Source organism: Flavobacterium restrictum (genome assembly GCF_007097245.1).
Lineage (GTDB): Bacteria > Bacteroidota > Bacteroidia > Flavobacteriales > Flavobacteriaceae > Flavobacterium > Flavobacterium restrictum.
Map to the genome: position 1 here is coordinate 23,744 of NZ_VJZT01000001.1, position 14,294 is coordinate 38,037.

The 14,294-nt window shown below is 36.8% G+C and carries 11 protein-coding genes and 1 pseudogene; 11 read left to right on the top strand and 1 reads right to left on the bottom strand.

What is annotated here, in order from left to right; all coding sequences use genetic code 11:
* The first annotated feature begins 14 nt into the window (after positions 1-14).
* The 11 genes and pseudogenes from FNW21_RS00130 to FNW21_RS00180 all read left to right on the top strand — a co-directional run bounded on the left by FNW21_RS00130 (position 15) and on the right by FNW21_RS00180 (position 12,122).
* Positions 15-1,340 (top strand): amidohydrolase, encoded by a 1,326-nt coding sequence (locus FNW21_RS00130; protein WP_144254701.1) that lies wholly within the window; start codon positions 15-17, stop codon positions 1,338-1,340.
* Between the two features lie 57 nt (positions 1,341-1,397).
* On the top strand, positions 1,398-2,486 hold the full coding sequence (locus FNW21_RS00135; RefSeq protein WP_144254702.1) for a calcium:proton antiporter: 1,089 nt from the start codon (positions 1,398-1,400) through the stop codon (positions 2,484-2,486).
* 15 nt (positions 2,487-2,501) lie between these two features.
* Positions 2,502-2,969: a copper resistance protein NlpE gene (locus FNW21_RS00140; protein ID WP_144254703.1), complete on the top strand. Its 468-nt coding sequence runs from the start codon at positions 2,502-2,504 to the stop codon at positions 2,967-2,969.
* A 27-nt stretch (positions 2,970-2,996) separates the two neighbouring features.
* A complete protein-coding gene (locus tag FNW21_RS00145) occupies positions 2,997-3,569 on the top strand; it encodes an HdeD family acid-resistance protein (RefSeq protein ID WP_144254704.1) in 573 nt (190 codons plus the stop codon).
* Between the two features lie 19 nt (positions 3,570-3,588).
* The gene (locus FNW21_RS00150; protein ID WP_144254705.1) at positions 3,589-4,356 is read left to right on the top strand and encodes a hypothetical protein; all 768 of its coding nucleotides are present in this window, start codon (positions 3,589-3,591) and stop codon (positions 4,354-4,356) included.
* 32 nt (positions 4,357-4,388) lie between these two features.
* The gene (locus FNW21_RS00155; RefSeq protein ID WP_144254706.1) at positions 4,389-6,107 is read left to right on the top strand and encodes an amidohydrolase; all 1,719 of its coding nucleotides are present in this window, start codon (positions 4,389-4,391) and stop codon (positions 6,105-6,107) included.
* 85 nt (positions 6,108-6,192) lie between these two features.
* On the top strand, positions 6,193-6,765 hold the full coding sequence (locus tag FNW21_RS00160) for a hypothetical protein (RefSeq protein ID WP_185963850.1): 573 nt from the start codon (positions 6,193-6,195) through the stop codon (positions 6,763-6,765).
* A 107-nt stretch (positions 6,766-6,872) separates the two neighbouring features.
* Positions 6,873-8,150, top strand: a complete 1,278-nt coding sequence (locus FNW21_RS00165) for a TolC family protein (protein ID WP_185963851.1) — start codon at positions 6,873-6,875, stop codon at positions 8,148-8,150.
* A gap of 10 nt (positions 8,151-8,160) precedes the next feature.
* Positions 8,161-9,222: an HlyD family secretion protein gene (locus tag FNW21_RS00170; protein WP_144254709.1), complete on the top strand. Its 1,062-nt coding sequence runs from the start codon at positions 8,161-8,163 to the stop codon at positions 9,220-9,222.
* Between the two features lie 3 nt (positions 9,223-9,225).
* Complete coding sequence (locus FNW21_RS00175; RefSeq protein WP_144254710.1) at positions 9,226-10,794, top strand: efflux MFS transporter permease; 1,569 nt, start codon at positions 9,226-9,228, stop codon at positions 10,792-10,794.
* A 98-nt stretch (positions 10,795-10,892) separates the two neighbouring features.
* A pseudogene (locus tag FNW21_RS00180) lies at positions 10,893-12,122 on the top strand (TCR/Tet family MFS transporter).
* Between the two features lie 94 nt (positions 12,123-12,216).
* Here the strand turns inward: FNW21_RS00180 and FNW21_RS00185 are convergent.
* On the bottom strand, positions 12,217-14,238 hold the full coding sequence (locus tag FNW21_RS00185; RefSeq protein ID WP_144254711.1) for an OmpA family protein: 2,022 nt from the start codon (positions 14,236-14,238) through the stop codon (positions 12,217-12,219).
* Between the last annotated feature and the right edge of the window lie 56 nt (positions 14,239-14,294).

Below are 14,294 nucleotides of genomic sequence, written 5' to 3' on the forward strand. Positions count from 1 at the left end.
ACAACCCTAATAACATGAAAAAAAATAGAATCGCATTCGCAGCACTTTTGCTTACTACACTAGGTTTGCAAGCGCAATCGTCATTAGACTTTAAAAAAATAACAGTCCTTTCAAATGCCGATGGTGACCGATTAGTAACCATTTTTAAGGACATTCACGCCAATCCTGAATTAGGATTTATGGAAGTGAGAACCGCCGCAATTGTAGCCAAAGAGTTGAAATCTCTTGGATTTACGGTAATGACTGGCATTGGTAAAACGGGAGTGGTAGCAACACTAAAAAATGGGGATGGTCCAATTGTCATGTACCGCGCTGATATGGATTGCAATGCCGTTAAAGAAACCACAGGCTTGCCTTATGCAAGTGCCAAAATGATGGTAAATCCTGATGGTATCGAGGTTCCCGTTGCGCACCTTTGCGGACATGATGCGCACACCACCTGGATGTTGGGCATTGCCAAAAATATGGTTGCCATGAAAAATCAATGGAAAGGTACACTTATCATGATTGGTCAACCTGCCGAAGAGCCAGGAGGAGGAGCCGCAGCCATGGAAGCTGAAATGTATAAAAAAGGGGTTCCTGAACCAGATTATTTATTAGGAATGCACACCGCTCCGCTAGAAGTGGGGTACTATTTGAACGCTGCAGGCCCTAGAATGGCGGGAGCAGATCAATTTGATGTTACGTTTCACGGTATAGGCGGTCATGGTTCATCGCCTAATCTTGCCGTTGACCCAATTGTGATGGCGGCTAATGCGATTTTGCAATACCAAACAATCATTAGTAGAAACAACGAACCACAAGCTCCAGCGGTTATTACCGTTGGAGCCGTTCAAGCGGGAATTGATAATAATGTTATTCCAGCATCGGCTACTTTGAAATTGAATACTCGTTTTTTTAATTATACCGTTCGTGATTCGATTCTTAAGAGGATTGAAAGAGTAAATCTGGGAATTGCTATTGCCAATAATTTACCAAAGGAATTGTATCCCACTCTTACTATGAAAGGGCGTGTTTCTCCTTTGACCAATGATAAAATGATGGTCGATAAAATTGATGTTGCACTAGAAAAATTGGTTGGTCCTGGCAAAAACATACAAGGATTTCCCGCGGTTATGGGTTCCGAGGATTTTCAGCATCTTGTAATTAATAACAAGAAAACGGTGTATGACTATTTTTTGGTGGGAATTGCAAGTGCTGCGGATAGTGCCAAAGCTAGAAAAGAAGGTAAAATGTTTCCGTATTCTAATCATAATGGCGATTTCAAAGTTGATTTGACCGCTATTCCGTTTGGTGTTACCCTAGGAACAACTGCTTTACTAGAAATGTTTCAAAAATAAATTGCAATTTAAACAATAGATTTCAACTGCTTTTGTCTCCATATTAATACCACTTTTATGAAAAACCCAACCCATTCCCATCTTCCTTTATGGTGTATAGTTGCGCCAATTTTGACTTGTTTCCTTTATGTTGGAGTTCAATTTGATTGGGGTAGTTTTTATCTTATTTTGCTCACAGTTGGTCTTATTGCGAGCATTTTGGCTGCGGTTCACCATGCCGAAGTAGTAGCGCTACGGGTAGGAGAACCATTAGGAACCTTGGTATTGGCAATTGCCATAACCACCATCGAAGTGGCATTGATTGTTTCCTTAATGCTTTCGGGGGGCAAAGATACTGCGGTGTTAGCAAGAGACACGATTTTTGCCACCGAAATGATTATTATCAACGGAATCGTGGGCGGTTGTCTACTAATTGGCGGTATTAAATTCAAAGAACAAAGCTATAAAATAGATGGGGTAAGTGCTGCATTAACCGTTTTGTCCGCCATATCGGTACTAACACTTATTTTGCCCAATTATACCACTAGCGTTATGGGACCTGAATACAGTGACAGTCAATTGATTTTTGTTGCCATAATTTCATTAGTATTGTATGGTGCTTTTTTATTGATGCAAACAGTCAAACATCGGGATTATTTTTTGCCTGAAAACGCTCAAGAACAGGAGGAAGCGCATGAGCATTCGCCAACCAACAAAACAAGTGGCATTAGTGCTATTTTACTGGTAATTAGTTTGATAGTGGTTGTTTTGGTAGCCAAGGCTTTGTCTCCAAGTATAGAAAACGGTATTGATTCGGTTGGTGCTCCAAAATCAGTTGTTGGAATTATTATTGCTATGGTTGTTTTGCTGCCAGAGGCTTTATCGGCACTCAAAGCGGCTCGCAAAAACCGCTTGCAAGCTAGTTTGAATCTCGCATTGGGTTCCGCATTAGCCAGTATTGGTTTAACGATTCCTGCGGTAGCGATTGTTTCTATTTTCTTTGGTTTGCCTTTGACGTTAGGAATCGATTTAAAATCAACGGTACTGTTTGTCTTGTCGCTTTTTATTATTTCACTTTCCTTGCGAACAGGAAAAACAACTGTAGTACAAGGAATTGTATTGCTGGTTATCTTTTCGGTTTACCTTTTTACAACCATTGTTCCTTAATTAAAATTGTCTAAAATGAAAAAATTAATCCTAATATCATGTCTGTCTTTTCTCTTTTTTAATTGTAAAAAAGAAGAAAAATCAGCAACCTCCATTGCACCCGAAATCAAAATAGATACTACCACAACGGTTGCTGATGCCAAAGCAAAAGAAAATCATAATTCTCAAAATTCATTAGATTGGGCTGGGGTTTATAAAGGAGTTACGCCTTGTGCTGATTGCGAAGGAATTAACACCGAAATTACTTTGAATAAAAATTTGACTTACACCATTAAAACAACCTATTTGGGAAAAGGAAAAGCCGAAGTTTACGAAGAAAATGGAGCTTTTACTTGGAATGAAACGGGATCTATTGTCGTATTTTCGGGTCTAAAAAACCGCCCCAATCAATACAAAGTGGGCGAAAATAAATTGACACAACTCGATATGAAGGGTCAAGAAATAGAAGGAGTTTTGGCGGAGAAATACATTCTCAAAAAATAATTAGGTACTAAAAATCAAACAACACTTATGATACAATTATTATTTAGAAAATGGTGGCTTATCCTTATTCAAGGACTATTATTAATCATTTTAAGTATTTATATTTTTGATAATCCGGTGGTAGTTTTGGCGGCACTTTCGTTTTGGTTTGGCGTTTTGGTAATTACTGCGGGTGTTATTGGAGTGATAACATGGCTATTTGCAACCGTTACCGAGAAAGAAGGAATGTCCCTTTTGTGGAGTATTTTTTCGGTGGGATTTGGGATTGTGTTGCTCCTTAATTTGGTTGTAACCATGAAAACAATCACGATGTTTTTTGCCTTTTGGATGCTCATTACGGGATTCAAACTCATACAATCGGGTTGGTCTTTGAGGGCAAAAAACTCCTTTGGTTGGTTGATGCTTCTTGCAGGGCTATTTTCGGTAGTTGCAGCGGTAATGCTGTTTTTTAATTTGGGTACAGGCGCTATTGGCGTGAGCACTTTGTTAGGAATGCAGGTTTTGTTAACTGGTGTTGCCCTTGTATTGTTGTCTTTTGCCAAAAAAGCAGTTGTGGGTATCGTAAAAGAAAAAATTGACTCTTTGAAATCAGAAATTTAATAGTAATAATAAACAACAAATGAACAAATCAATTGCAATTTCAGTACTCTTATTAATGTTTTCCATGGGAAGTAACGCACAAGAAACAGCACCCACAAAAACAGAAATTGACCCAACTAAACCTACTAATCTCTACACACAAGTAAATGCAAGTTTGGAGTATCAAAGTGGCAAAACCCAAAATCTTTTTGGGGTTCGAACCAATGTACAATATGCACTTAATCCCGATAATTTATTCCTGGTAGAACTTCCTTTTTTATACAATGATAAAACCGAAAAGTTTGGTATTGGCGATATGCGTGTTCGTTATTTTACAGCAGTGAAGCGCAATATTTCGAAATCTTTTATTGCAATTGTTCCTTTTGCAGACGTGAGTTTCCCAATTGGCTCCTATAAAAATGGATTAGGAACCAGTAGTTGGTCATTAGCAGGTGGAGCCGTTTTAGGTTTTATAATTAGTAAAAAATTGTCTATTTTCCCGGGGGCGAGTTATGTGCATATAACTAAACCAGCCACAAATATACTCCCAGAGACTAGTAAGTTTAGTAGTGATGGTGTTGGTTTTCAGTTCAATGCCAGTTATGTGATTAATAAAAAAACGTTTTTATTTGTAAATCCAACACCAACTTTTTTAAGTACAAATGGACAATGGAAAACATTTTGGTCTGGAGAAGTAAATTTGAATCGCATTATTATCCCTAATAAATTTAAAGTAAATGCTTATTGGGGACCCAATTTCACTACCGATGTTCATATTTTGAGACTTGGAGCCACAATGTATCTATAAAAATCAATCAATTACTCTTTAATTATTTTCCAATGAAAAAATCAATAACCGCATTCCTTTTAGTAGCATTAATAAGCTGTTCTAAAAAAGAAGTTGCCAATCCTGCCGACGCTATTTATTTTGGTGGCGAAATCCTAACAATGGAGGGCGAAAAAGCCAATTATGCCGAAGCAGTTGCCATCAAAGACGGAAAAATCCTTTTTGTAGGTTCAAAAACCGAAGCCGAGAAATTTCACGGTGACAAAACCGAGATGAAAGATTTAGAAGGAAAAACTATGATGCCGGGACTTATTGACCCACATTTGCATCCTATTTTGGGTTCGGTAATATTAAATACCAGTTTTGCATCGCCATTCGATTGGAATTTTCCTTGGGGAAATGTAAAAGCCATTCGGGGTCACAAACCTTTTATGGACAAAGTCGTGGCTTACGATAAAGCGTTGAAAGACCCAACAGAACAATTAATTGTTTGGGGGTATATGCAACCTTTTCACGGCAGTATGTCCCGTAGAGAACTCGATTCTATCTCCACTACACGACCTATTGTGGTTTGGCAATATTCGGCTCACGAGATGTTTTTTAATACAGCAGCTCTTAAAAAATTTAAAATCACAGAAGCTGAAACCAAAGGGAATAGCCAGATTGATTATAAATTAGGACGATTTGTAGAGGCGGGTTTCTTCACGGTTGCCTTACCCAAATTAGCACCTTACTTAATGGGCGAAAAAGAGATGAAGGAAGCAATGGGCAAATTTAGCTCCGTGGTGCATCTTGGCGGAATTACAACCGTTGGTGATATGGCATTAGGCGCGTCAGGAAGTATGGAAACCGATTTAAAAATGACGGCTACAATTCTAGAGGATCCCAACACCCCTTTTAGAATTCAATATACTCCTGACCTTAATACATTAGGCGTTATAAACGGTGATGGAGAAAAAACGTTGGCCATTGTAAAAGAGTTGGAGAAGAAAAAATCGCCACATATGGTCATTGGACACAGTATAAAGTTATTTTCGGATGGAGCTTTTTTCGGTCAGGCTTTTCAAGTAGAAGCACCCGGATATAATGATGGGCATCACGGAGAGTGGATTATGCAACCCGAACGTTTGCACAAAACAATGCGTTTTTGGTGGAATGCAGGATATACCATTCACATTCATTGCAATGGTAGCGGCGGATTGACTGCAATTTTAGATGAATTAGAAATCTTGCAAAATGAAAATCCAAAGAAAGACCATCGCTTAACGATTGAGCATTTTGGAGAATCATCAGTGGCACAAGCCAAAAGAATTGCCGATTTAGGAGCAGTTGTATCTGCCAATCCGTATTATTTATATGCAATGGGCGATAAGTTTTCGGGAGATAAAATTTTGGGTAAAAAAAGAGGTTCAGAGATGGTGCGATTGGGTTCATTACTCAAAAACAAAGTGCCTTTTGCCTTGCATACTGATTTTACAATGGCACCACTTCAGCCATTGCTTTTGGCTTGGGTAGCTGCCAATAGAATAACTGCCGATGGCAATTTATTAGCACCAGAAGAAAGAGTTCCTGTTTATAATGCGTTACAAGGAATCACTTCAAACGCCGCTTTTGTGTTGCGTATGGATGATGAAATAGGAAGTATTAAAGCAGGCAAAAAAGCAGATTTTGTTATTTTACAAGAAAATCCAATGAAAATTGAACCTATAAAACTGAAAGATATTAAGGTTCTGGAAACCGTTTATGAAGGTAAATCATTTCCAATAAAATAATGATTATGAAAAAATAAATAGTTGTATTTGTACTAACTATAGTTAATTAAATCTTTCGTATGTTACGAAAAATGTATAAGTTTACATGAAATTTAACATTTATAACTTCAATATTACAACTATGAGCGACATAACCATTGACGGAAAAAAGAAGAGTTTTAAAGAAAAATTCAAAGAAGAATTTATCGAATATTGGATAAATGTAGCATATTTAACCTTTTATTTTGGGGTATTTGTTACCTACAAAAGATTGATTTTAGCACAATATGAAATTGATTTTGAGGAATACGGTACTGCTTTTTTTAATGCTTTTGTGTTGGGCAAAGTTGTTTCTATAATTGGAATGACCAAAATGGGCAAAAAAAATATAAATACTAATTTATCGGTGTCAACCTTATATAAAACGGCTGTTTTTACATTATGTCTAGTTGTTTTCAATGCTTTGGAAGAATTTGTAGTTGGTTATTTTAAAACATCATCTGCTCAAGAAGCTATCGTTATTTTGAGTCATCATTTGGGAACTCATGAATATTTAGCTAGCTTATTGGTTGTTTTTACTAGTTTTATTCCATTTTTTGCTTTCAAAGAATTGGCTAGAGTTATAGGGCATAAAACGATCATTGATCTTTTTTTCAAAAGAAAAGAAGCTGATTTGTAAAATAAAACATTATTTTTTTAACAAAAACCAAAAAAAAATTGATGAATTATTACCTTTTCAAAAATTTCAAAATCAGTTGTTTTTTTTTCACTTTCCTGTGTTTAACAATGGGAGCAGTTTTTGCGCAACAAAATATTGATTTGAAAGATTGCAGAATCATAAAGTTGGATGAAGCCCTTCAATTCGGGATTCAAAATAACAAGCAACTCAAAATTTCGAATACAGATGTGGCTATTGCCAACGAGAATGTGAGCCAGTCTAAAATTGCCAAATCACCTCGTATTGGGCTGAATATGGGCTATAATTATATTGGAAACCCCAAAATTTACGATGGTTTTTATGATAAAAGTATAACCGTTGATTACTTCAATAATCAATCATTTGCCAATATTGTTGGGTCAATGCCAATTTATAATGGAAGCCTAATCAATAACAAAATCGAGCAACAAGAATTGATTAGCGAAATGAAGCAATCAGTAGTTAAAATGACCGAAGCCGAAATCAAATTAACAATCGTACAACACTATTTTACTCTCGAAAAATTATACCGACAAATCGATGTAACCAAACAAAACATCATCAATACTGATTTGCGAATCAAACAACTTCAATCGAGAGTTTTGAACGGACAAAATCTTAAAAGTGATTTGTTGCGAACCGAATTACAGCAATCTCGTTTTAAAGTTTCAGTTTTGAAGGATTCTAACAACATCAAATTGGTTAGTAATTATTTGGATATTTTAATTGGACTTCCTACTGATACGGTGCTCAAACCCGAAACTGTAGATGCCCTACTTCCCGCCGGGATTATTGACTTGCAAAAAAGCCTGACCGAAGCTTATCAAAATAGGGTAGAAATCAAACAATCCGAAATTGGGGTAAAATTATCCAAATCCACTTTGAGTTTAACCAAAAGTGGTTTTAAACCCAATGTAAATGCCAATGTTGTGTTGAATACGCAGTATCCTGCTCAATGGCCTAATTATCCCAACATCCTTAATTATTGGGCAGCAGGAGTTTCGTTAAATTGGGATATTTCTAGTTTTTATAATTTAAAACATCGTATAAATGCCAATAAAATTGAAATCGAGAAAAGCAACATCGTTTTAGAGGCTACAAAAGACCAGATTGACAGAGAAGTAAAAAGTAGTTTTGTTCGTTTTGTAGAAAGCAAAGAAAATATTATCACTTTCAAAAAAGATGTGGAATTATCGTTAAGCAATTACAAAATTGTAAAAAGTAGATACGACAACGATTTTGCCTTAATTAGCGACATGGTCGATGCCGAATTGCAAGTCAACGAAGCAAAAATCTCCTTGATTAATGCCAATTTAGATTTAATTATTCAATATTATTCGTTGCAATATGCAATAGGTAAACTATAAAAATATGACTATGAGCGAAGAAACTGCAATTAATGATGCTATTCAAAATACAGAAAAAAAAAGAAATAATATCCTGACGATTCTTTCTTTTATTTTCCTGTTGGCAGGTGGATTATGGATTTTGAGTTTGTTTTTTGATTTCAGCCGATACGAAACTACCAATAATGCGCAAGTCGATGCCTATATGAACAACATAGCCGCAAGAGCCACGGGACATATTATTGCAATAAAATTTGAAGAAAATCAGTTGGTGCATCAAGGTGATACTTTGTTAATTCTAGATGACGAAGAATACAAAATCAAAGTAAAACAAGCCGAAGCTGATCTAGCTGTAGCCGAAGGAAATCTGCATTCATTGCAACAAACCATCGTTACCTCTTTATCTAACCAAGCGGCAACCCAAGCAAAACTAGCTGGTGACCAAGCCAGTTTAGAAAAAGCACAGAAAGATTACCAACGCTTCAAAAACATGTATGCAGATTCAGCTGTGACCGCAAACCAATACGATCAAGTTGTAGCCAAATTGCAATCGACAAAAGCCTATCTAAAAGCAGGCGAAAACGAATTATTGGCGAGCGGTTCAATCGCTAAACAAAGTTTGACCAATTTAGAAGCTGCCAGAGCAACCGTATCCCGAAAACAAGCCGATCTGGATGCTGCAAAATTGCAATTGTCTTATACCATAATCACTGCTCCAGTTGATGGTGTTGTGGGGCAACGCGCTTTGTCTGTTGGCGATTTGGTAAATACTAATCAAGTTATTGCTTCAATTGTTTTGAAACAAAAATGGGTAACGGCAAATTTTAAAGAAACTCAAATAGAAAGAATAAAGCAAGGGCAAGAGGTAACCCTTACCATAGATGCCTTGGATGCCAAAGAATTTAAGGGAAAAGTAGTTGGTTTTTCGCCAGCAACTGGGTCCAAATTCTCGATGGTAGAACCCGATAATTCCACAGGGAATTTTGTAAAAATTACCCAACGCATTCCCGTAAAAATAGTTTTTGAAGCTTTGGCTACTGAATTACAAGAAGTAAAACCAGGAATGAATGTAACGGTCGTAGTAAAAAAATAAAATATGTTTGCAGGAAAAAAAGGTAGCGTTTTCACTCTTGTTGGATTATATATCCTTACGATTCCTTTTTTTAATGCCTTGAATGTAACCGCTTACGACAATTCTCAAATTCTGGGACACTTTGGCGAATCGACCACTATTTTTACTTATTCCAGTTATATTCCAGTATTTGTAATGTTGGCATTTATGCCTTTGGGAATGCGAATTGCCAAGCAAATGAAGGTGCGAACAATGATTTTGTCGGCTTGCTTTTTGGCAATTTTATTCAATACTGCTTCTTTATATGCTACAAATATTTATTGGTTTACTTTTTGGCGTTCCCTTTTGGCTGTGATTTCTATTATTGGGATATTTGCTTCGATGATTCCGATTTTAATGAAGTACAATCCAGCATTCAATATGCCTATAATGTATGGAATTATCCAATTTATTCTACAAGGAAGTTCGCATATTTACAAATACCTTGGTGCTCAATTTACGAGCGTTTATGATTGGACTTTTAGTATTTATTTTCTAAATATCAATTTTTTGATAGGCATTATTTTGGCTTGGATTTTTTATCGAAAAGATGTCGCGCCAATGAAAGGCAAGTTTCAATTTGACTGGCGAGGTTGGATTATTTTGATTTTCTTTTTTACCATAATTCTTTTCATTTGTGCCGAGGGACAAAGTAGAAATTGGCTTTCCGATTCCAAAATAACCATTGCTTTTGCCTCTTTATTGCTCTTGATTGGAGTTTATTTATTCCACGTTCGTTTTACCAAAGAACCTATAATAGATCCCGATGTTTTTAAATATAAAAATGTCGTAATGGGTACTTTCCTCTTTTTTTATATCGGTTTGATGAATGGAACGGGAAGTATCGTTACTGGATATATGTCGGGAGTACTTGGTTTTGATGGTGTTTATCAAGCTCGAACACATCTGGCAATACTGATAGGACTTTTTATTGCCATTCCGTTATCGACCTATCTTTTGTATAAAAAAATTTATTTGGCAACCATTTGGATTGCTGGATTTGCGTGTTACGGAATATACCACATCCTTCTTTATTTTCGATTTTATCCCGGAATTGCTCCAGCCGATTTTTTATTGCCGTTTGTTTTCAAAGGATTGGCTATTGGATTTTTGTATCCTATTTCGGCATTGTATATTGCCGAAGGAGTTCCTGCTAAACTAGGCGATTCCCGAATGATGAGCGGTATTATTGCGCGTGTTATTATTGCTACTTTGCTTGGTGGCGCACTTTTGGGTACTTTTATTTCGAATACCAAAGCGCAGCACAAAACGGGTTTAAGTCAGCAATTATCAGTAGTAAACCAACAAGCAGCGAAGAAATTATCGAATACCAAGAATTATTATTTACATCAAGGATCATCACAAATAGAAGCACAGAAAATGGCAGAACGAAGTTTGTCCAATCAAACCTCAAAAGCGTCTATTTTACTAGCTTATAAGGATATTTATTTAGTAATGTCGGCACTTTGTATCTTGCCAATTATCATTCTTTTGCTATTCCGATTAGGAAGAAGACCTATTGGAAGAGTAGAATTAGAACCAATTCCTGTTTAAAAAAGATATATTTGAAACTTCTATAAAGTGAAGAGCCTTTAAACGGCGGTATCACCGTATAAATAATTACAAATCTTAATTAGTATCCAAAAAAATAAATGACAACAAAACGAAATGCCGCTTTGGGCTTCATCTTTATCACGGTGCTTGTAGACGTAATTGGGTTGGGAATTATAATACCAATTGTACCCAAATTAATAGAAAAATTGACAGGTTTAGGTATTAGCGAAGCCTCCAAATTTGGTGGTTGGTTGATTTTTGCGTTTGCAATTATGCAATTTATTTTTTCACCAATATTGGGTGGATTGAGTGATAAATATGGTAGAAGACCTATTTTACTGCTATCGCTTTTGGGTTTGGGATTTGATTATATTTTTCATGCGTTTGCTCCCTCGATTACTTGGCTTTTTGTGGGTAGGATTATTGCGGGTATTATGGGTGCCAGTTTTAGTACCGCAACCGCATACATTGCGGATATTAGTTCTCCTGAAAAAAGAGCGCAAAATTTTGGTCTCATTGGGGCGGCTTTTGGATTGGGTTTTATAATTGGTCCCGTAATAGGCGGAATTAGCAGTAAGTGGGGAACAAATGTTCCTTTTTTGATTGCTGCTGGATTAACGTTGCTCAATGTTATTTATGGTTATTTTATTTTGCCCGAATCGTTATCCACAGCCAATCGTAGAGAATTTGATTGGCGTAGAGCCAATCCTGTAAGCTCGTTGCAACACTTAAAGAAATATCCAGTAGTATCGGGTTTGGTGGTTTCGCTAATTTTGACCTTTATCGCTTCACATGCCGTTCAATCAAATTGGACGTATTATACCATTTATAAGTTCCATTGGACTGCCGAAATGGTGGGCTATTCATTAGCTATTGTAGGATTATTAGTTGCTTTTGTGCAAGGATTTTTGATTCGGAAAATAATACCTCGTTTGGGACAAAATAAGTCGATTTACTTAGGAATGGCTTTTTCGGCATTAGGCTTAATACTGTTTGGTTTGGCTTCAAGTGGTTAGATGATGTTTCTTTTTTTGATTCCATATTGTTTGGGTGGTATTGCTGGACCAGGAATTCAAGGGATTATTTCGAGTCAAGTTCCTAACAATGAGCAAGGCGAAATGCAAGGTGCATTGGCAAGTTTAACCAGTTTATGCGCTATTTTAGGCCCTTTGTTAATGACAAATTTGTTTGCCTATTCCACCTCAAAAAAAAGTTTGTTTTACCTTCCAGGAGCTCCATTTTACTTGGCTGCGGTATTAACTTTAATCGCTTTGTTTCTTTCTATTCGAACCTTATCCAAGCATCGGTTTGGGAGTAAAAATGGCTGAAAAATTTCAACTTAATTAGCTGATTTTTGTAAAATAAAAAAAAGGTAGAAATCTAAATTTCTACCCTTTTTTAAGTATTGGCAAACCTATTTAATTACAAACCTTTATTGAAAATATCAATGATTACAGTTCGGTTATAAAAACGTTCCTCTGGGTATTCATTTTTGAAAGGCGAATGGTTTAAATCCTCTCCATATCCTTTGATATCAAAGGTAACATCGGTTCTACCTAATTTTGCTAGGGCACTTTCAAGAATGTTTTTCACATCATTGGCGCGAGCAAGAGACAGTTTTTGATTGTAGGTATCCTCACCAATAATATCGGTATACCCTTGAATAATTACGTTTCCGTTTGCAGGGATTTTTGGTGCAATAACATCGATCAAGTATTTTTCGTAAATCGAAATCGCTTTGGATTCATTAAATTCATAGATAACGCTGTATCGTAGCCCTTCTTCAATTTTGGCTGGTTCCCAAAGTGCGATGTGTGTGGTAGTTTCTTTGTTGATTACTTTACCCGTTTTGGATTGTCCAATCAACGTGATTTTGTAATCTCCTTCGGTTCGAGAACCCAAAATTGCTTTTCTGGATACACTCACACTATCTTGTGTATAAGGACCAAAAGATTGCATTTTTCCTGATTCATCAACTACTTGAACGTTCCAAGTGGAGAAGGCTTCTGTAGCTCCTTTTACATCAAAAACCACATTGCTTTCTGCTGGTGTTGCTTGCAAAGTGCTTTTGTCTAATGGTGTTGCGGTACTAGAACCACTTTGAAATTCTTGTAATAATACAGGAGAACTACTTTCTATAGAGACTCTGCGGTCGCCCTCGCGAAGCAAATCTAATTCTAATGTTCCTCCAGGTTGCTCGGATGGAATATTGGGTTTAAATTGTCCCACAGTGCTAATTCGGGAAGGATTAATTTCGAAGGTATTTACGAGATATGATTTTACGGATTCAGCCATTTCTTTGCCTTCAGCAGGCCCTTTTTCTGATGAACCTACTAAATTAATTGTTGTTGACTGATTTTTTATCATTCGGTCACCAAGGATGTTAAGCACATTATAATACACATTCATTTGGCGTTCCGAACGACCAGATTGGTTGATAGGCGTAACCATTTCCAGTTGGTCTTCTCTAAAATCTTTGACGTCTTCTTTTTTAAGCATTTTATAACGATTGGGCATTTCGGAGGAACCGCTATTAAAAAACACATAATTACGAAGTGGGAATATTTCTCTCACACGACGTTGGGTAGGAGCATTTGCGGGAGCGTGAACTGCGAATTCTACTTCGGCATCAGGGAATAAAGCATCTGGTTTTGGAATTAGCATTCCTTGACCAAATTTAAGTGCCACACCAGCTCGAAATGTTGTGATGTTTAATGTTTCTGTAGACCTTGGATTTTGTCCAAAGTACGGTTGAAATGCCGCAAATGGCGAAAGAACAAATTGTGTTTTTTGGTTTTCAGATGACAACGGAATATCATATCCCAATCCAATTTGCATGGAAACTATCGTTTTTTTGACATCGCTTAAATCTCCTTTTACTTCGGGACTTGGCGTTTGATTGGGATAAGCAGGATTAATACCGAGTTGGTACGTAAATGATTTTTCGCTATTGAAAGCCAAACGAGGCCCAGCATACAAGTAAAAATTTGATTTAAAGGGAGCCAAACGCAAACTTGGCTCTACTGTAATGTAGCTAATATTCGTTTTTAAATCGGTAGGGCAGTTGCAAGGCGAAGTTACTTGGTCAAACTTGGCTTTGCGGTTGTCATAACCCGCTTGTAGCATAAAACCCCATCGGGAGTCCGGACGGTGAAATTCCATAAGCGGTGCAAGAAATAAACCAACTCCTTTTCCGTCATGAAAAGTTACAGGAGGAGTAAAACTGGCATTCAACTGGTTAGTAGAACCGCGGTAGAAATTAAAATTGGCACCACCAGCCACACCAAACCACCAAGAGGGTTTTGTGTATTGTTCCTCCTGTGCTTGAACTGGCGTTTGAGTAGTGAACCAAACCAAAGCGATTATAAAAATGCTTTTGAGGGTAAGGTTGTTGGGAAATCCTATTTTGTAGGAATCCGTTTTAGTATTAGTTTTAGCGTTCATTTTTTTATTTTTTATTGGTTTTTTTATTCAATTAAATCCCGTCCTTCAACGGGATT

Excerpts from the sequence above, each read along its gene's own strand:
- FNW21_RS00165 (WP_185963851.1), top strand. The coding sequence starts at position 6,873 with ATGGGAGCAGTTTTTGCGCAACAAAATATTGATTTGAAAGATTGCAGA.
- FNW21_RS00140 (WP_144254703.1), top strand. The coding sequence starts at position 2,502 with ATGAAAAAATTAATCCTAATATCATGTCTGTCTTTTCTCTTTTTTAAT.
- FNW21_RS00170 (WP_144254709.1), top strand. The coding sequence starts at position 8,161 with ATGAGCGAAGAAACTGCAATTAATGATGCTATTCAAAATACAGAAAAA.
- FNW21_RS00160 (WP_185963850.1), top strand. The coding sequence starts at position 6,193 with ATGAAATTTAACATTTATAACTTCAATATTACAACTATGAGCGACATA.
- FNW21_RS00155 (WP_144254706.1), top strand. The coding sequence starts at position 4,389 with ATGAAAAAATCAATAACCGCATTCCTTTTAGTAGCATTAATAAGCTGT.
- FNW21_RS00130 (WP_144254701.1), top strand. The coding sequence starts at position 15 with ATGAAAAAAAATAGAATCGCATTCGCAGCACTTTTGCTTACTACACTA.
- FNW21_RS00150 (WP_144254705.1), top strand. The coding sequence starts at position 3,589 with ATGAACAAATCAATTGCAATTTCAGTACTCTTATTAATGTTTTCCATG.
- FNW21_RS00135 (WP_144254702.1), top strand. The coding sequence starts at position 1,398 with ATGAAAAACCCAACCCATTCCCATCTTCCTTTATGGTGTATAGTTGCG.
- FNW21_RS00145 (WP_144254704.1), top strand. The coding sequence starts at position 2,997 with ATGATACAATTATTATTTAGAAAATGGTGGCTTATCCTTATTCAAGGA.
- FNW21_RS00185 (WP_144254711.1), bottom strand. The coding sequence starts at position 14,238 with ATGAACGCTAAAACTAATACTAAAACGGATTCCTACAAAATAGGATTT.
- FNW21_RS00175 (WP_144254710.1), top strand. The coding sequence starts at position 9,226 with ATGTTTGCAGGAAAAAAAGGTAGCGTTTTCACTCTTGTTGGATTATAT.